Here is a 16,675-nt window from a genome sequence, read left to right on the forward strand (position 1 = left end):
GGGCCAAGGCTCCCGTTCGGCACACGCCCCGTGCCGGCCCTCCGAGGGCCGGGCGGGACGCGCCCGGGGCTACTCGGCGGCCATCGCGACCGGGGCGTCCGGATCCTGCGCCTTGGTCAGGTAGCCGGTCACCGAGCGGGCCGGCGTCAGCCAGCGCTCGGCGGCGGTCTTGAGGCGATCCTGCGTCACCCCCTCGATATCGGTCGGCCAGCGGCGGACCTCCTCGATGGTCTCGCCGATCGCGAGCGCAGACCCGTAGATGCGCGCCAGCGACGACTGGCTGTCGGAGGAGTACACGGTCTCGGCCACGAGGCGGGTCTTGGCCCGCTCGATCGCCTCGGCGTCCAGGGCCTCGGCGGGCGCGCGGCGCAGCACCTTGTCGACGGCCTCCTCCAGCTTCTCCAGCGGCACGCCCTCGGCGGGCACCGCGTAGACGGAGAAGCGGGTGTCGTCGATCGCCGAGCCCATGTACCAGGCGCCGGCATTCACCGCGAGGCCGCTCTCCATGACCAGCTTGCGGTAGAGGTAGGAGGTCGAGCCGCCGCCCAGCACCTCGGCGAGGAGTTCCAGGTCGTGGCAGCCGCCGTCGCGGGCGGTGATGCAGGAGGGCGTGAGGTAGAGCCGCTGCAGGGTCGGCTGCTCCACCTTCGGGTCGGCCACGGCGACGCGGCGCAGCGCCTTCGGCTCCGGCTCCCGCGCCCGCAGGCGCTCGGGCCGGGCGCCCTGGGGCGTCACGCGGCCGTAGGTGTCCTCGGCGAGGCGACGCACCTCGTCCGGGGTGACGTCGCCCGCGACCACCAGGATGGCGTTCTCGGGGGTGTAGAAGCGCTTGTAGTAGGCGAGCGCATGCTCGCGGTTCAGGCCCTCGATCTCGTGCATCCAGCCGATGATCGGGATGCCGTAGGGATGGTGCACGAACAGGCCGGCGGCCATCGCCTCGGAGAGCTGCGCGGAGGGGTCGGTCTCGACCCGCATGCGGCGCTCCTCCAGCACCACGTCGCGCTCAGGCGCCACGACGGCATCGTCGAGGACGAGGCCGCTCATCCGGTCCGCCTCGAACGCCATCATGGTGCCGAGATGATCCCGGGCGACCCGCTGGAAATAGGCCGTGTAGTCGTAGCTGGTGAAGGCGTTCTCCTGGCCGCCCAGGCCCGACACCGCCTTGGAGAAGGCCCCGACGGGGTGCTTCTCGGTGCCCTTGAACATCAGGTGCTCGAGGAAGTGGGCGATGCCCGACTGGCCGAGGGGATCATCGGCCGAGCCGTTGCGGTACCAGATCATGTGGGTGGCGACGGGGGCCCGGTGGTCGGGGACGACCACCACGTCGAGGCCGTTGTCGAGGGTGAAGGCCGTCACTTCCGGTCCGCCCGCCTCGGAACGCCCGAACGGCGCGGCCTCGCCCCGGCCGGCGCTGCCGCCGAAGGACGAACCCGGACGCAGCGGGAAGAGGTGGGGCGTCGCCTTCCTGAACAGGTGCATTCCGCTTTCCTTCTGCCGGCCCCGGATCGAAGCGTTCCACGACAGGACGCGTTCGTGGTTCGGGGCCGTCCTGGTCTCCGGTGGGCAAGAGCCGTACCGGGACGATCATCTCATGTTGCCATGCCGCGTCGTCGTTGCAACGGCGACACGGCGCCCCCGTCACTGCTGCGCGCGCTTCCGGAGATACGCGCCGGGATCCGCCTCTTCGCGTTCGCGGCTGGCGTTGTTGATCGGGTCGCTCGACGGCGGGCGGGCCAGCTTCTTGGGCGACTGGCGGTATCCGGTCGGCGGATCCGTGAGCGTGTCGCGGCTCGGCTCGATGTCGGACGGCTCGGCATTGGCGCTCTTGCCCTTCAGGAGCTCGAAGGGGCTGAGCAGGCTGTCGTCGCGGTTGTTGTCGCCGGGCTTCCGCTCGGCCGTGGTCGTGAGGCCCGCCCCGGCGCGGCGGCCGCCGCGCATCTCATCCACGGAGAGCGTCGCGTTGTTGTCGTCGTAGCGGCCCTGGGCCTGGGCGCCCCTGGGATTACGCCGCTCCACGGCGGCGCGCTCGCGCTCCACGATCTCGGGATCCTTCGGCCACGCGGTGCTGGTGGAGCGCGCCCGGGGCTGGGGCAGGGCCTTGCCGTCGATCTTGGGCGGCATCACCAGCGGCGGGCGCTCGTGATAGTCGATCGGATCCTGGCGCTTCTCCAAGAGGCCGATGCCCGACAGCGCGTCGCGCATGAATTCGCCGCGCTCCTGCGCCTGCGCGGTGCCGGCGCAGAGCGGGGCCAGGACGACCGCGGCGGAGAGGAGGGGACGAAGCCTGCTATGCCCGGTCATGCTGCCTCACGGGTTCCGGACGGAGCGTCCGGCTGTGGGATGACCGCGGCGCGGCCTGATCCGACGGGTTCCGGCCTGAGACCGGTTTCCGGCGATCGTATGGCGCCTTGGCCACGTTGCGCCAGGGCAGGCATGCAGGTGGACCTGTGTGTTGCGCGGATCACAGGCGCGGCGCGGGGTCGCCCTGCGACGGAAGCGGCCGCTCCTTGCGGCTGTCCGGGGACAGGCTGTCGAGGATCAGGCCGATCACGCCGGCCACGATCGCCGCATCGGCGACGTTGAACACGTACCAGGACCAGCCGCCGGCATGCAGGTGGACGAAGTCGAACACCGCCCCGTAGGCGGCCCTGTCGATGGCGTTGCCGAGCGCCCCGCCGACGATGAGCCCCAGGGCGACGCCGAGGAGCCGCGAGCCGGCCCGGCGCATCCAGATCCCGAGGCCGATCGCGGCGGCGAGCGACAGGACCACGAGGAGCCAGCGCCCGACCCCGCCCTCCTGCTGGAACAGGCCGTAGGAGACGCCCCGGTTCCAGACCACGACGAAGTCGACGAACGGCGCCAGCCGCCAGGGCTGGGTCAGCACGAGGTCGGTGCCGAAATAGAGGCCGAGCTTCGAGGCCTGGTCGAGGACCAGGGTGAGGAGGAGGGCCAGAAGGCCAGCGCGGAAGGGGGTCACGGGCGCCGACCCCGCGACCCGTGCCGTGCGGGCGCATCGCCCTCTCCCCTCTGCGGGGGAGGGTACCCTGCGCAGCAGCGGGAGAGAGGGGAGCGACGGCGCAGAGAAAGGCTGTGGGCTTCAAGACGGTCGCGCCGCAACCGGAAGCCGGGCTCCTCTCTGCCGACCCTCGCGGACGCGAGGGCCACTCTCCCCCGCAGGGAGGAGAGGGAGAGCACCGTCGCGCGCCTCTTCACGCCGCGCTCGCCTCCGGATGCGCCGCGTCCCACTCGCGCAGGGCCCGGGCGTCGCGGGGGGTCACGTCCGGATAGTTCGGATCGCTGCCAACGCTGGGGCTCACCCGCCAGGAGCGGGCACATTTGCGCCCCTCGGCCGGGCTCGGCACCACGGCGACGCCGCGCACCTCGTCGAGCCGGAAGGCGTCGGCCGGCCCCTCGCCCGCCACCACGGTGATGTCCGAGGTGATGCAGGTGTCGGCGAAGTCGCAACCCTCCAGCGCGGCGAGCAACTCGGGATCCGCCACGTAGACGTGCGGGGCCGCCTCCAGGCTCGCGCCGATGCGCTTGGCCGCGCGCTCGATCTCCAGGGCGCCGGTCACGACCCGCCGCACCCGCCGGATCTTGTGCCAGCGCTCCGCGAGGCCGGCGTCGAGCCAAGAGGCCGGGGTCTCCGGCAGCGTCTGGAGATGCACCGATCCGTCCTCGGACGGGTAGCGGTCGAGCCACGCCTCCTCGGCCGTGAAGGCGAGCACCGGGGCGAGCCAGATCGCCACCCGCCGGAAGGCCTCGTCGATCACCTGCAGCGCCGCCCGGCGGCGGACTGAGGAGATCGGATCGCAGTACAGGGCATCCTTGCGGACATCGAAGTAGAAGGACGACAGGTCGCCGGTCATGAAGCCGTTGAGCAGCGCCACCACCCGCTTGGTGTCGAAGGCCGCGTAGGCCTCGCGGATCTCGCCGTCGAGCTCGGCGAGCCGGTGCAGGATCAGCCGCTCCAGCTCCGGCATGTCCGCGTAGGCCACGTCGTCGCCCTGAACCCGGTGGGCCAGCGAGCCCAGCATCCACCGCAGGGAGTTGCGCAGCTTCCGGTAGGTCTCCGCGAAGGTCTTGATGATCTCCGGTCCGATGCGCAGGTCGTCGGTGTAGTCGGAGGCGGCGACCCACAGGCGCAGGATGTCGGCCCCCGAATCCTTGATGACGCTCTGCGGCGCGACGACGTTGCCCTTCGACTTCGACATCTTCAGGCCCTTGCCGTCGAGCACGAAGCCGTGGGTCAGGACGATGTCGTAGGGGGCCCGGCCGCGGGTGCCGGCGGATTCGAGCAGCGAGGACTGGAACCAGCCGCGGTGCTGGTCGGAGCCCTCCAGGTACATGACCCGGTCCCGCCCGCCGTCGCGGATGCGCGTGACGCCCGCGAGGCCCGGGAAGGCCTCGGGATCGTCCAGCACGAAGGCGTGGGTCGAGCCCGAATCGAACCAGACGTCGAGGACGTCGGTGACCTTGTCGTAGGCGGCCGGGTCGTGGTCCGGCGCCAGGAAGCGCTGGGCGGCGTCGTCCTGGAACCACGCGTCGGCGCCCTCGGCCGCGAAGGCGTCGCGGATGCGGGCGTTGACGCGCTCGTCCTTCAGGATCTCGGCCGTCTCCCGGTGGACGAACACGGTGATCGGCACGCCCCAGGCGCGCTGGCGCGAGACCACCCAGTCCGGCCGGTTGGCGACCATGCCGGTGATGCGGTTCTTCCCCTGGGCCGGCACCCACTGGGTGTCGTCGATACCCTGAAGGGCCACCTCGCGGAGCGTCCGGTCGCCGAGGGAATCCACCGGCCGGTCCATGGCGATGAACCATTGCGGCGTGTTGCGGAAGATCACCGGCTTCTTGGAGCGCCAGGAATGCGGGTATTGGTGGCGCAGCACCCCGCGGGCGATCAGCGCCCCGGCCTCGGTCAGCGCGGCGATGACCGCCTTGTTGGCGTCGCCCTTCTCGCCCTTGGCGGTGAGCACGCGGGTCCCGGTGAAGCCCGGGGCCGCCTCGGTGAGCACGCCGTCCGCATCCACCGTGTAGGGGATGGTCGTGTCGATGCCGCGCTCGCGCAGCGACCGGCCGCTCGCCATCCAGAGCTCGAAATCCTCGCGGCCGTGGCTCGGCGCCGTGTGGACGAAGCCCGTGCCGGACTCGTCCGTGACATGGTCGCCGTCGAGCATCGGCACCGCGAAGCCGTAGCCGCGCTGGGCCAGGGGATGGTCCAGGGTGAGGGCGGCGAGCATCGCCGGGCTCACGTCGCCGACGCGCGCGAACGCCTCGACGCGGGCGGCCTTGAACACGGTCGCGGCCAGGCTGTCGGCGAGGACATAGGTCTGGCCGGGGGTCGCCCAGTTGTCGGCCGGCGCCTCGGTGACCCGGTAGAGGCCGTAGGCGATCTTCTTGGAGTAGGCGACCGCGCGGTTGCCCGGGATCGTCCAGGGCGTGGTCGTCCAGATCACCACCCGGGCCTGCGTGAGATCACCCTCGGCGCCGGACCGGATCGGAAAAGCACAAAAAATCGTGTCGCTGACGTGCTCCTCGTACTCGACCTCCGCCTCGGCGAGCGCGGTCTTCTCGACCACCGACCACATCACGGGCTTCGAACCGCGATAGAGCTGGCCGCTCATCGAGAACTTCATCAGCTCGTCGGCGATGACCGCCTCGGCCGGGTAGGCCATGGTCGCGTAGGGATGGTCCCAGTCGCCGGTGACGCCGAGCCGCTTGAACTCCTCGCGCTGCACGTCGAGCCAGTGGGCCGCGAAGGTCCGGCATTCCTGCCGGAACTCGATCACCGGCACGTCGTCCTTGTTGCGGCCCTTGGCGCGGTACTGCTCCTCGATCTTCCACTCGATCGGCAGGCCGTGGCAGTCCCAGCCCGGGACGTAGTTGGCGTCGAAGCCGAGGGCGGTCTGCGAACGGACCACCACGTCCTTGAGGATCTTGTTGAGCGCCGTGCCGATGTGGATGTTGCCGTTGGCGTAGGGCGGGCCGTCGTGGAGCACGAATTTCGGCCGGCCCTGGCCGCCGGCGCGCAGCTTCCCGAAGAGGTCCATCCGCTTCCAGCGCTCGATGAACAGCGGCTCGCGCACCGGCAGGCCGGCGCGCATCGGGAACTCGGTCTGCGGCAGGAACAGGGTCTTGGAATAGTCGCGGGCGGGCGCGGTCTCGGGGGTCGTCATCGGATCTCGCATCGGCGGTCGGGCCGGCGAAAGGCCGGCGGAATCGGGTCAGGCGGCAGGAGGATCCCGGACCTCCGCGCGGCCGCGCCGAAGCGGGCCCTCAGGCGGAGGCCGGGCCGGTAATTCGGATCGGGCGGCCGAAGCCGCGCAGGGCGCGCGAAGCGTGCATGACCCGTTCTCTATCAGCCGCTCCGGCCCGAGGCCAGCGGCAGCGCGGATCACGCGCCCGTGACCGCGGATGGGACCAATCGGCGCCTGAACCGTTGAACAGGCACATCCTCCGCGCCCCGAGGCGGCGCGGAGACTCCCAGACCGTATGACCGGAGCAGACCCATGAAGAAGCTACTGATCACGACCCTCGCCCTCGCGCCCCTCGCCTTTGCCGGCGCCGCGCAGGCCCAGGGCACGGCCCGCGGCGCCCAGCGGGGCGCCGAGGATGGCGCGGCTGCGGCCGGTCCTGTGGGCGGGGTCGTCGGTGGCGCGGTGGGCGCAGCCACCGGCACGGTCGGCGGCGTGCTCGGCACCGATCCGGATCCGGCCCGGCGTGCGCGCGAGAACCGCCGCGAGGAGCGGATGGAGCGCCAGGAGCGCATGGGCCGCTGACCCGATCCGTCACCGGACCGTCCGGCCGCCTCAGGCGGCCGGACGCGTGTCCCGGCGGATCGTCTCCTGCGCCAGGAGATACAGGCCCGAGCCGACGACGATCATGGCGCCCGCCACGGTCCAGCGGCTCGGAACGTCGCCGAACAGCAGGAAGCCCAGCGTCACCGACCAGAGCAGCTGCGTGTAGATGAACGGTGCCAGCACGTTGGCCGGGGCCCGGGCATGGGCCATCACCAGCAGCCAGTGGCCCAGCGTCCCGAACAGCGCGACCCCGAACAGCAGGGCCCAGTGGGTCAGGCTCGCCGGGCTCGTCCAGATCCAGGGCAGGAGCGGGGCCATCAGCGCGAGGCCCGCGAGCCCCGTGTAGAACATGGTCGTGGCGGTCGAATCGTAGGCCGCGAGCTTGCGCGTGATGATCGCGTAGAAGGCGTAGACCACGACGTTGGCGACGCACAGCAGCGCGGCCGGATGCATCCCGCCCACGCCCGGGCGCACGATCACCAGCACCCCCAGGAAGCCGACGCCGATCGCCATGAGCCGCGCTCGCGACGACCACTCGCCGAGCAGCGGCCCGGCGAGCAGCGCCACGGTGAGCGGCGCGGCGAACTGGATCGAGATCGTCTCGGCGAGTTGCAGGTAGCGCAGGGCCAGGAAGTTCAGGGCCGTGGAGGCGAAGAGCAGCAGCGAGCGGACGATCTGCAACGGCAGCCGCCGGCTCTTCACCACGCCCGGCGTGCGCACCGGGTTGATGAACAGGGAGATCATGGCGACGCTGGCCGCGTAGCGCATGAAGGTGGTGACCAGCGGGTCGACGCCGGCCCGCGCCAGGGTCTTGCCGCAGGCATCGAGGCTGGCGAAGAAGGCGACGGCCCCGCACATCAGCGCGATGCCGATGATCCGTCGGCGGCCGGCGAGGTCGACCTCCGGAGCGGCGCGCGGCGCGCCGATGTCATCGGGGACGGAGGTCGCGACCTGCGTGCTCATGCCTGACCCATCTCGGTAGAGGCCGGTTCACTGCCACGCCCGGCGCTTCGCCGGTATCCGCCGCCGCGCAGGGGAACCATGCAGCCCGCACGATCGCCCGGGCCGGGGCGGAGCTCAGCGCTTCACCGCGGCCTTCTCGGCGGAGGCCGTCTTCTCGGCGGAGGCCGTCTTGGTCGCGGTCTTGGCGAGCTTCGGCTTGGGCGGCGTGGCGCCGGCGATCAGGGCGGCCAGATGCGACTGGTCGAGCCCCGGAGCGGCGCGCGCGGCCGCCACCGGAACCGCCGCCGCAGGGGCCGGCACCGAGGCGGGGACCAGCGCGGCGGCCCGCTCGACCCGGCGCGGCTCGATGGAGCCGGTCACGGTCGGTTCGGCCGGGCGCGCCGTCGCGGTGGCGGGCGCGGCGGACTCGCGCTGCACGCGCAAGGTCCAGTGGGCGGCGGTGGAGAGCGCGGCGATGCCGAGGATCGCCTTGATGCCGCTGGTGAGCAGGGCTCGCATGGTCGTCAGGCCCGAGAGAACGCGGTTACGCGGAACCGGATCCCCGGCCCGGACGCATCATCGCGCGGGAGCGTGAACGAAGCCGCAACCGTCGCGTTCGGCCCTGTCCCGGAACGGGTCAGATCGCGGCGTCGGGACGGCTCCGGCGCTCGGTCGACGGGGAATCTTGTGGGCCTTGCGCCGAACCCGCGGTTCCTGTTCCCCGCGCTCCCGACACTCCTGCAGCGACTCGGCCCACTGAGCCTCACAGGAACGGTCCAGAGAACTGGTCCGGACCGCCCCGTCACTGCCGACCCCGCTGCCATGCAGGCCCGAGCGGGCTCGCGAAACCTTCAGGCGCATCGGCCGCTGGGGACAGCCCGTGTAGAGGGTGACAGCCGAGCCGGCAACAGAGGCGGGACCGTTTCGGTGGCCCGCGCGGCGATCCGTGCGCCGCCGCGGCCGCGGCGAAGCGTATCAGCGGGCCCCGCGGCCGACCGGAGGGCGCCCCCGAGAGCACGGGCAAGAGCGCGGGCGCGAGCCCCGTCACGCCGAGCGCGGACTGGGGTCCGCGACCGGGAAGGATCGCCCGGAGGTCCCTACCGCAGCGAGCCGCAGAAGCGCTGGATGCGCCGGCAGGCCTCCTCCAGCACCGCGTTCGACGTCGCGTAGGATATGCGCAGGTTCGGGCCGAGCCCGAAGGCCGAGCCATGCACCGCGGCCACGCCCTCGGCCTGGAGCAGCTCCATGACGAAGTCCTCGTCGGTCTCGATGATCTTGCCGGCCTCCGTCTTCTTGCCGATCAGCGCCGCGCAGGACGGGTAGACGTAGAACGCGCCCTCGGGTGTCGGGCAGGTCAGGCCGTTGGTCTGGTTGAGCATCGACACGACGAGGTCGCGCCGGCCCTGGAAGGCCGCCCGGAACGTGGCGAGGTGATCCTGAGGGCCGTCGAGGGCGGCGACCGCGGCCCATTGCGCGATCGTGCTGGCGCCGGAGGTCTGCTGGCCCTGGACGAAATCCATCGCCTTGATGAGCGTCTCCGGCCCGGCCGCGTAACCGATGCGCCAGCCGGTCATGGCGTAGCCCTTCGAGACGCCGTTCATGGTCAGCGTCCGCTCGACGAGCTCCGGCTCGACCTGGGCCGGGGTGACGAATTCGAAATCGCCGTAGGTCAGGTGCTCGTAGATGTCGTCGGTGAGGATGTGCACGTCCGGATAGCGGAGCAGCACGTCGGTCAGCGCCTTCATCTCGGCGCGGGAATAAGCGGCCCCGGACGGGTTCGAGGGCGAGTTGAGGACGATCCACTTGGTCTTCGGCGTCAGGACCCGGTCGAGCTCCTCGGGCTGGAGCTTGAAGCCGTTGGCCATGTCGGTGTCGGCGAAGACCGGCGTGCCGCCGCACAGGCCGACCATCTCCGGGTAGGACACCCAGTAGGGGCGGGGGATCACCACCTCGTCGCCGGGGTTCAGGGTGGCGAGGAAGGCGTTGTACAGCACCTGCTTGCCGCCCGTGCCCACGATGGTCTGCGAGACCTTGTAGTCGAGCCCGTTCTCGCGCTTGAACTTGCGCACGATCGCCTCGCGCAGGGGCACGATGCCGGAGACCGGCGGGTAGCGGGTCTCGTTCCGGTGGATCGCCGCGATGGCGGCCTGCTTGATGTGCTCGGGCGTGTCGAAGTCGGGCTCGCCCACCGACAGGCTGATGACGTCGACGCCGGAGGCCTTCAGGTCCCGGGCCTTCTGGGTCATCACGATGGTCGCGGACGGCTTCACCCGCGAGAGGACGTCGGCGAGGAGAGCCATGGCGTGCGGTGCTCCGGATTGCGTGGGCGAGGAATGCCCGTTCGCCGCCCCTTTTTTGCGGCGCGGCGGACCCTAGGCCCGGGACGCTGAGCCGGCAAGGCGGTGCGCGGCACGAAGCCGGATCTCGCGCCGGGCGCGCGGCGCAGGTCTCGCCTGCGCGGCCGCTCTCGCTTTGCGGGATCGTCGTTACCAGATCCTGTCCATGACTCCGCTCTCCGTCCTCGACCTCTCCTTCGTCGGCGCCGATTCGACCCCGGCGCAGGCCCTGCACGACACCCTGGCGCTCGCCCGCCACGTCGACGGCCTCGGCTACCGGCGCTACTGGCTCGCCGAGCACCACGCCCTGCCCAACGTGGCGAGCCCCGCCCCCGAGATCATGATCGGCCAGATCGCCGCCGCGACCCGCGACCTCCGGGTCGGCTCGGGCGGGATCATGCTGCCGAACCACGCGCCGCTGATGGTGGCCGAGCGCTTCCGGGTGCTGGAGGCGCTGTTCCCGGGCCGGATCGATCTGGGTCTCGGGCGCGCGCCCGGCACCGACGGCCTCACCGCCCGGGCGCTGCGCCGCCGGGAGGCGCCGGGGGAGGGCGGCGGGGACGATTTCCTCGACCGCCTGCAGGAGCTCCTGTTCTGGGACGGCGGCTTCCCGGAGGGGCATCCGTTCGCGCGGATCGAGGCGAGCCCCGCGGGGGTGCCGCTGCCGCCGATCTTCCTGCTCGGCTCCTCCGATTACAGCGCTCGCCTCGCCGCCGAGATCGGCTGCGGCTTCGGCTTCGCGCAGCACTTCTCCGCGATGCCCGCGGAGCCGCCGATGCTGGATTACCGGAACCGGTTCCAGCCGACGCGGCTCGGCGCGAAGCCCCACGCGATCCTGGCGGTGGCGGCGATCTGCGCCCCCACGGATGCGGAGGCCGAGCGGCTGGCCTCCAGCGCGCGGCTGGCGACGCTGCGGCGGGAGCGGGGCGAGTACCGGCCGCTGCCGAGCCTCGCCGAGGCGCTGGCCTACCCGTATTCCGACGCCGAGCGGATGCAGATCGCGCGCGGCCGCGACCGCCTGCACGTGGGCGGCCCCGAGACCCTGCGGGCCCGGCTCGCCGACATGGTCCAGCGCACGCAGGCCGACGAGCTGATGATCGTCACGGCGATCCCCGACCAGGCCGCCCGGCACGAATCCTATGCGCTGCTGGCGCAGGCCTGGGGGCTCGGCGCCGCCTCACAGGCGGCCTGAGCCGTCACCGGCCCCCGCCGCGGGGTCCTGGCGGCGCCGCCGCCGGCCGTGCAGGCTCCCGCCCGGATCACGCCCGCGACCAGACGGGCCGACCGGAGGAGAGGCAGCATGGGCAACCGACGCGAATTCCTGACCGCCACGGCCGCGGGCCTCGCCGCCGCCGCGGCGCCGGCCCGGGCCGCCGAGGAGCGCACGGCGGCTCCGAAGACCGCGCCCAACACCGCGCCGGCGGCGCCGCCGCCCTTCGGCATGCCTCGGGACATGATCCTGCTCAACATGCGCCGCGGCGACGGCTACGCCCTGGGCGTGAAGACCAGGGACGGCGTGCTCGACGTCGAAGCCGCCGGCCGGGCGCTCGGGATGCCGGCCCCCGCCGACATGGACGACCTCCTCCAGAACGGGCGCGGCCCGGCGCTGCGGGCGCTGATCGACGCGGTCGAGGCCGCCCCCGACGGGCGCTTCATGCTGGCGGAATCCGGCATCGCCTACGCGCCGGTGGTCACGCGGCCCGAGAAGATCATCATGATGGGCTTCAACTACCGCCGCCACGCGGAGGAGACCGGCACACCGATCCCCAAGGACCCGCCGCTGTTCAACAAGTACAACAACGCCCTGAACCACCACGGCGGCACGATCACGCTGCCGACCCAGGCGGCGCGGGAATTCGACTACGAGACCGAGCTGGTGATGGTGTTCGGCCGCGAGTGCCGGAACGTGTCCGAGGCGGACGCCCTCGACTATCTCGCCGGCTACTGCACGGGCAACGATTTCAGCGCCCGGGATCTCCAGACGCTGACTTCGCAATTCATGATCGGCAAGACCTCGGACGGGTTCGCGCCGCTCGGCCCCTACCTGGTGACCGCCGACCGGGTGAAGGACCCGAACAACCTCAAGCTCAAGACGCTGGTCAACGGCCAGGTGCGCCAGGACTGGAGCACCAACGACATGATCTTCAACTGCCGCCAGCTGATCAGCTTCGCGTCCAAGGTGATGACGATCAAGCCGGGAGACATCTTCTACACGGGCACGCCGCAGGGGGTGATCTTCGGCGAGAAGACTCCGCGCAAGGACCGGGCGTGGCTGAAGCCCGGCGACGAGGTGGTCTCGGAGCTGGAAGGGCTCGGGGCGCTGCGGTTCAAGCTGGTCTGATCGCGTTGCGCGACGGCGCGGTCCGCTGCGCCTTCACGGGCGCGGCGCGCGACCGGCCCCCTCTCCCGTGCGGGAGAGGGTTGGGGTGAGGGACGAGACGCCGCAGGATCAAGCACGCCCTTGCCGCGCAGTCAGGTCGATCCGTCTCCGGACAGACCTGATCCCTCACCCTGTCCCTCTCCCGCACGGAAGAGGGGACCCGCGCCCGATCCTGAAACCAGTCGCGCGCCCGGCCGTCCTCAGCGCCCGAACAGGCGACCGAGACGGGCGAGGAAGCCGCCCCCGTCCGCCGGCTTCACGCCGGGCGTCGCCGCCTGCGCGGGCGCCACCTTCGGCGCCAGGACCAGCCCGAGCGCCGCCGTGTCGGTGGTCTCGCGGTCGATCAGGATCAGGCTGCCGGTCTCGCGGTTCTCCGCGTAGGCGTCGACCGCCACCGCCCGGTCGAGGCGCAGGGACACGTCGGCGATGTCGTTGGCCGACAGGCGCTCGGCCGGGCCGGGCCTGCCGGTCTCGGGATCGATGCGCGAGATGATCCGCTCCACGGTCGCGGTGACCGTGGCGGTGCCGATCTTGGCGAACAGGCTGGCACCCGGGCTGAGATCGGTCTCGGCCGCCCAGAACAGGCGGGCGTCGAGGGTCTCGGTGACCCGCATCGGTGCGTCGGTGGCCACGATCACCTGACCGCGGGAGGCGTCGATCTGGTCGGCCAGCACCAGGGTGACCGACTCGTCCTCGCCGGCCTCGGGCAGGTCGCCGTCGGCGGTGTAGATCCGCGCCACGGTCGAGGTCCGGCCGGAGGGCTGGACCGTCACGGAATCGCCCGGGCGCACCCGGCCGCTGGCGATCCGGCCGCTGTAGCCGCGGAACTCGGAATTGGGCCGGTTGACCCACTGCACCGCCATGCGGAACGGCGCGTTCAGCGCCTCGGCGCGGACCGGCACGGTCTCCAGGTAGGCGAGCAGGGGGCCGCCCGTGTACCAGGGCGCCGCGATACCCGGCTCTACGACGTTGTCGCCGTTCTTGGCCGAGAGCGGGATCGCCTTGACCTCGGCGAAGTTCAGATCCCGGGCGAAGTCGGAGAAGCCCGCGACGATGCCGTCGAAGGTGCCCTGCGCCCAGCCGGCGAGATCCATCTTGTTCACCGCCAGCACGACCCGGCGGATCCCGAGATTCGAGACCAGCAGCGCGTGGCGCCGGGTCTGGCGGGTCAGGCCCTGGCGGGCATCGACCAGGATCACCGCCACGTCCGCCGTCGAGGCGCCGGTGGCCATGTTGCGGGTGTACTGCTCGTGGCCGGGCGTGTCGGCCACGATGAACGAGCGCTTGTCGGTGGAGAAGAACCGGTAGGCGACGTCGATGGTGATGCCCTGCTCGCGCTCGGCCTGGAGGCCGTCCACCAGCAGGGCGAGATCCACCTCCTGCCCCTGCGTCCCGTGCTTGCGCGAATCGCGCTGGAGGGCCGAGATCTGGTCGTCGAAGATCTGCTTGGTGTCGTGCAGGAGCCGCCCGATCAGGGTCGACTTGCCGTCATCCACCGAGCCGCAGGCGATGAAGCGCAGCACCGCCTTGCTGCGGTGGGCCGTGAGGAAGGCCGCGTAGCCGGAGGCGCGATCGGCGAAGGCCGTGGGAGCCTGGTGCACCGTCATCAGAAATAGCCCTCCTGCTTCTTGCGCTCCATGGCGCCGGCCCCGTCCTTGTCGATCACCCGGCCCTGGCGCTCCGAGGTGCGGGCGGCGAGCGTCTCGCCGATGATCTCGGGGAGCGTCGCGGCGTCGCTCTCCACCGCGCCGGTGAGCGGGTAGCAGCCGAGCGTGCGGAAGCGGACGAGCCGCTGCTGCGGGGTCTCGCCGGGCGCCAGCGGCAGCCGGTCGTCGTCGACCATGATCAGCTGCCCGTCGCGCTCCACCACGGGCCGCTCCTTGGCGAAGTAGAGCGGCACGATCGGAATGTTTTCCTGCTCGATGTAGAGCCAGATGTCGAGCTCGGTCCAGTTCGACAGCGGGAAGACCCGCAGGGATTCGCCCCGCTTCTTCTTGAGATTGTAGAGGTGCCAAGGCTCGGCGCGCTGGCGCTTCGGGTCCCATCGGTGCTGCGCGGTGCGCAGGGAGATGATCCGCTCCTTGGCGCGGCTCGCCTCCTCGTCGCGGCGGGCGCCGCCGAAGGCCGCATCGAACTTGTGCTTGTCGAGGGCCTGCCGCAGGGCCTGCGTCTTCATCACGTCGGTGTGGACCTCGGAGCCGTGGCTCACCGGTCCGATGCCGCGGGCGAGCCCGTCCGGGTTCGTGTGGATCAGGAGGTCGAGGCCGAGTTCCTTGGCGCGGGCGTCGCGGAAGGCGATCATCTCGCGGAACTTCCACGTGGTGTCGACGTGGAGCAGCGGGAACGGCAGCCGCCCGGGCGCGAAGGCCTTGAGGGCGAGGTGCAGCAGCACCGAGGAATCCTTGCCGATCGAGTAGAGCATCACCGGGTTCTCGGTCTCGGCGACCGTCTCCCGGAAGATGTGGATGGCCTCGGCCTCCAGCCGCTTGAGGTGGCTGAGGCGGTCGGCAGAGGTCTGTGCGGGCGCAGGGGCGCTCGGCGGCACGGTGGCGGCGAGGGCGGCGCTCATCGGGCGAACTCCGGCTGACGGGCTGAATGATCTTGGTTGGTCTTTAAAGGAGTCTCGAAAACGGCGGCCTCCTGGCCGGGCTGCACCGACGCCCCGGGGCGTCCGACATGCAGGCCGCATTCCTTCTTCTCCTCCTGCTCCCACCACCAGCGGCCGGCGCGCTCGGGCTCGCCGAGCTTCACGGCCCGGGTGCAGGGGGCGCAGCCGATCGACGGGAAGCCCCGGTCGTGCAGGACGTTGTAGGGAACGAAGTTCTCGCGCACGAAGCTGTCGACCTGCGCCCGGGACCAATCGGCCAGGGGGTTCAGCTTGATCAGGCCGCGGGCGGGGTCGAACTCGGCCAGCGGCGTCTCGGCGCGGTTGGCGGACTGGCCCGCCCGCAGGCCCGTGAGCCAGCCGCTCGCGCCTTCGAGCGCCCGGCCCAGCGGCTCGACCTTGCGGAAGCCGCAGCAGGCCTGCCGGGCGGCCACCGAGCGCCGGAAGCCGTTGATGCCTTCGTTCCGAACGAACGCCTCCGCGGCCGCGCGCTCGGGCGCATAGGCGGCGATCCGGATGCCGTAGGCCGCTTCGGTCTCGGTCCAGGTGTCGTAGGTCTCGGCGAAGAGGCGGCCGGTATCGAGGGTGACGATCTCGACGCGCCCCTTCGCCAGGCCCGCCATGGCCAGGGCGTGGGTGAGCGCCTGATCCTCGACGCCCAGGCTCGTCGTGAAGACGAGGCGGCCGGGGATCTCGGCGGCGATCAGGTGGAGGCGGCCTGGAAGGTCGAGCCCGGACAGCCGCTCCGCGAGGGCTTCGGCCGTCTGTCGGTCCGGACGGGTCATCGCGCCATGTCCCGGGGTTCGCGTGGTGGGTGGAAAGGCCACGGCCTGCGCCATGCCTGTTGTCGAAGGGCGGAAATGTTCGCTATACCGAACGAAGTCAAGGCGCCCCGGCGCGCTTGACGGTGTCGGGCCGGCGGTTCGGCGTGCGGTTGCGCACAGCGATCGGCGCGGGCAACCTGGTCCCGAGGTAAAAGATTCTTCTCACCGAGACCGGTAGCCTCCTATATGCGCCCGCGCCCCGCGCGCGGCGGAAGCCCACGGAGACAGCTTTGGACGCGATCGATCTGAAGATTCTCGCCCTGCTGCAGACCGACGCGACGCTCTCCATCGCGGCGATCGGGGAGCGCGTGGGCCTGTCGCAGACCCCGTGCTGGAAGCGGATCCAGAAGCTGGAGGCCGACGGGGTCATCGACCGGCGGGTGGCGGTGCTCGATCCGGTGAAGCTCGGCCTCGGGCTGACCGTGTTCGTCTCCATCGAGACCGCCGACCATTCCCAGGACTGGCTGCAGCGCTTCGCCGCAACCGTCTCGGCCATGCCGGAGGTGCTGGAGTTCTACCGGATGGCGGGCGACGTGGACTACATGCTGCGGGTCGTCGTCGCCGACATGCAGGCCTATGACAGCTTCTACAAGCACCTCATCGCGGTGCTGCCGCTCAAGAACGTCACCTCCCGCTTCGCCATGGAAAAGGTGAAATCCACGACGGCGCTGCCGCTGCCGGCGCCGCCGAAGAACGGGCGCCATCTGCCCGGCACCTCTCCGGTCCTCTCCGTGGTGGGAGAATGATATTCTCTTTTTTCGCAGTGCAGCGAATGTGATGTTCTCGTC

General features: G+C 71.3%; 14 protein-coding genes. 4 read left to right on the top strand and 10 right to left on the bottom strand.

Translation table 11 applies throughout. From position 1 onward, the window contains the following. Window positions 1-69: 69 nt before the first annotated feature. The 4 genes from ABC766_RS31385 to ileS all read right to left on the bottom strand — a co-directional run bounded on the left by ABC766_RS31385 (window position 70) and on the right by ileS (window position 6,176). Window positions 70-1,479, bottom strand: coding sequence for a M16 family metallopeptidase (locus tag ABC766_RS31385; protein ID WP_043346924.1), 1,410 nt, complete (start codon window positions 1,477-1,479; stop codon window positions 70-72). A gap of 159 nt (window positions 1,480-1,638) precedes the next feature. Next, window positions 1,639-2,301, bottom strand: a complete 663-nt coding sequence (locus ABC766_RS31390; protein WP_043346925.1) for a hypothetical protein — start codon at window positions 2,299-2,301, stop codon at window positions 1,639-1,641. Between the two features lie 160 nt (window positions 2,302-2,461). Continuing rightward, on the bottom strand, window positions 2,462-2,977 hold the full coding sequence (gene lspA / locus ABC766_RS31395; RefSeq protein WP_182592216.1) for a signal peptidase II: 516 nt from the start codon (window positions 2,975-2,977) through the stop codon (window positions 2,462-2,464). Window positions 2,978-3,209: 232 nt separating this feature from the next. Next, complete coding sequence (gene ileS / locus ABC766_RS31400; RefSeq protein ID WP_345820349.1) at window positions 3,210-6,176, bottom strand: isoleucine--tRNA ligase; 2,967 nt, start codon at window positions 6,174-6,176, stop codon at window positions 3,210-3,212. A gap of 333 nt (window positions 6,177-6,509) precedes the next feature. On the opposite strand from ileS, the gene ABC766_RS31405 reads away from it, so the two are divergent. Beyond that, window positions 6,510-6,779 carry a hypothetical protein gene (locus tag ABC766_RS31405; RefSeq protein WP_043346930.1) on the top strand — a complete coding sequence of 90 codons (270 nt, stop codon included), beginning with the start codon at window positions 6,510-6,512 and terminating at the stop codon, window positions 6,777-6,779. Between the two features lie 30 nt (window positions 6,780-6,809). Here ABC766_RS31405 and ABC766_RS31410 read toward each other — a convergent pair whose 3' ends face one another. From ABC766_RS31410 to ABC766_RS31420, 3 genes are all read right to left on the bottom strand, one after another. Then, the gene (locus ABC766_RS31410; protein ID WP_345820350.1) at window positions 6,810-7,763 is read right to left on the bottom strand and encodes a DMT family transporter; all 954 of its coding nucleotides are present in this window, start codon (window positions 7,761-7,763) and stop codon (window positions 6,810-6,812) included. Between the two features lie 114 nt (window positions 7,764-7,877). Further along, window positions 7,878-8,261, bottom strand: a complete 384-nt coding sequence (locus tag ABC766_RS31415) for a hypothetical protein (RefSeq protein WP_043386864.1) — start codon at window positions 8,259-8,261, stop codon at window positions 7,878-7,880. 578 nt (window positions 8,262-8,839) lie between these two features. Beyond that, entirely contained in the window at window positions 8,840-10,042 is a 1,203-nt protein-coding gene (locus ABC766_RS31420) for a pyridoxal phosphate-dependent aminotransferase (protein WP_345820352.1), read from the bottom strand. Window positions 10,043-10,244: 202 nt separating this feature from the next. Between ABC766_RS31420 and ABC766_RS31425 the strand changes: the two genes are divergently transcribed. Together ABC766_RS31425 and ABC766_RS31430 are read left to right on the top strand one after the other, a co-directional pair. Continuing rightward, window positions 10,245-11,270: an LLM class flavin-dependent oxidoreductase gene (locus tag ABC766_RS31425; protein ID WP_345820354.1), complete on the top strand. Its 1,026-nt coding sequence runs from the start codon at window positions 10,245-10,247 to the stop codon at window positions 11,268-11,270. Window positions 11,271-11,378: 108 nt separating this feature from the next. Beyond that, window positions 11,379-12,419: a fumarylacetoacetate hydrolase family protein gene (locus ABC766_RS31430; protein WP_345820355.1), complete on the top strand. Its 1,041-nt coding sequence runs from the start codon at window positions 11,379-11,381 to the stop codon at window positions 12,417-12,419. Window positions 12,420-12,658: 239 nt separating this feature from the next. Here the strand turns inward: ABC766_RS31430 and cysN are convergent, their stop codons facing one another. From cysN to ABC766_RS31445, 3 genes are read right to left on the bottom strand one after another with little or no spacing between them, the layout of a single operon-like run. Further along, window positions 12,659-14,065, bottom strand: a complete 1,407-nt coding sequence (gene cysN / locus ABC766_RS31435) for a sulfate adenylyltransferase subunit CysN (protein ID WP_345820356.1) — start codon at window positions 14,063-14,065, stop codon at window positions 12,659-12,661. After that, window positions 14,065-15,027, bottom strand: a complete 963-nt coding sequence (gene cysD / locus ABC766_RS31440; RefSeq protein WP_342140916.1) for a sulfate adenylyltransferase subunit CysD — start codon at window positions 15,025-15,027, stop codon at window positions 14,065-14,067. The genes cysN and cysD overlap by 1 nt, the downstream gene beginning before the upstream one ends. Next, complete coding sequence (locus ABC766_RS31445; RefSeq protein ID WP_345820358.1) at window positions 15,024-15,848, bottom strand: phosphoadenylyl-sulfate reductase; 825 nt, start codon at window positions 15,846-15,848, stop codon at window positions 15,024-15,026. The genes cysD and ABC766_RS31445 overlap by 4 nt, the downstream gene beginning before the upstream one ends. 269 nt (window positions 15,849-16,117) lie before the next feature. Here ABC766_RS31445 and ABC766_RS31450 point away from each other — a divergent pair, with 269 nt between their 5' ends. Continuing rightward, window positions 16,118-16,633 (top strand): Lrp/AsnC family transcriptional regulator, encoded by a 516-nt coding sequence (locus tag ABC766_RS31450; RefSeq protein ID WP_043351854.1) that lies wholly within the window; start codon window positions 16,118-16,120, stop codon window positions 16,631-16,633. Window positions 16,634-16,675: the final 42 nt, after the last annotated feature.

This window comes from Methylobacterium fujisawaense (genome assembly GCF_039619325.1).
Lineage (GTDB): Bacteria > Pseudomonadota > Alphaproteobacteria > Rhizobiales > Beijerinckiaceae > Methylobacterium > Methylobacterium fujisawaense.

Bases quoted from the DNA above. Each gene is read 5' to 3' on its own strand.
- ABC766_RS31385 (WP_043346924.1), bottom strand. From the start codon at position 1,479: ATGCACCTGTTCAGGAAGGCGACGCCCCACCTCTTCCCGCTGCGTCCG.
- ABC766_RS31390 (WP_043346925.1), bottom strand. From the start codon at position 2,301: ATGACCGGGCATAGCAGGCTTCGTCCCCTCCTCTCCGCCGCGGTCGTC.
- ileS (WP_345820349.1), bottom strand. From the start codon at position 6,176: ATGACGACCCCCGAGACCGCGCCCGCCCGCGACTATTCCAAGACCCTG.
- ABC766_RS31405 (WP_043346930.1), top strand. From the start codon at position 6,510: ATGAAGAAGCTACTGATCACGACCCTCGCCCTCGCGCCCCTCGCCTTT.
- ABC766_RS31410 (WP_345820350.1), bottom strand. From the start codon at position 7,763: ATGAGCACGCAGGTCGCGACCTCCGTCCCCGATGACATCGGCGCGCCG.
- ABC766_RS31415 (WP_043386864.1), bottom strand. From the start codon at position 8,261: ATGCGAGCCCTGCTCACCAGCGGCATCAAGGCGATCCTCGGCATCGCC.
- ABC766_RS31420 (WP_345820352.1), bottom strand. From the start codon at position 10,042: ATGGCTCTCCTCGCCGACGTCCTCTCGCGGGTGAAGCCGTCCGCGACC.
- ABC766_RS31425 (WP_345820354.1), top strand. From the start codon at position 10,245: ATGACTCCGCTCTCCGTCCTCGACCTCTCCTTCGTCGGCGCCGATTCG.
- ABC766_RS31430 (WP_345820355.1), top strand. From the start codon at position 11,379: ATGGGCAACCGACGCGAATTCCTGACCGCCACGGCCGCGGGCCTCGCC.
- cysN (WP_345820356.1), bottom strand. From the start codon at position 14,065: ATGACGGTGCACCAGGCTCCCACGGCCTTCGCCGATCGCGCCTCCGGC.
- cysD (WP_342140916.1), bottom strand. From the start codon at position 15,027: ATGAGCGCCGCCCTCGCCGCCACCGTGCCGCCGAGCGCCCCTGCGCCC.
- ABC766_RS31445 (WP_345820358.1), bottom strand. From the start codon at position 15,848: ATGACCCGTCCGGACCGACAGACGGCCGAAGCCCTCGCGGAGCGGCTG.